This window comes from Lysinibacillus sp. GbtcB16, from assembly GCF_019091145.1.
Lineage (GTDB): Bacteria > Bacillota > Bacilli > Bacillales_A > Planococcaceae > Lysinibacillus > Lysinibacillus fusiformis.
The window spans coordinates 1-252 of the sequence record NZ_JAGXJV010000647.1 but is presented as its reverse complement, the minus strand read 5'-3'; the positions used below and the strand labels follow the sequence as shown (position 1 = coordinate 252).

Here is a 252-nt window from a genome sequence, read left to right as displayed (position 1 = left end):
CCAGTGAGGAAGTTTCGCAGGGCCAGACCGCCTACACGCTTGCTTACGCCGCTCCAATGAAACACAAAGCCGATCAGGCCAAGCAGTGCCCCAAGCCAGAAGATGATCTGTGTGAGCATATACCACACGTTATTATTCACCAGGGTACACAGAATAGCGATGAGACTAATCAGAAGCGAGAGGATGACGGGGCTCCACATCACTTTCCTATGAAAATTTTGCCGGTAATGCGATAAAGTCACTTGAACCCAC

The 252-nt window shown here is 50.0% G+C and carries 1 protein-coding gene; it reads left to right on the top strand.

The annotated features are described in order from the left end of the window. A partial coding sequence (locus KVT27_RS25510) for a hypothetical protein (RefSeq protein WP_217582264.1) occupies nt 1-236 on the top strand: 236 nt, incomplete at its 5' end. Nucleotides 237-252: the final 16 nt, after the last annotated feature.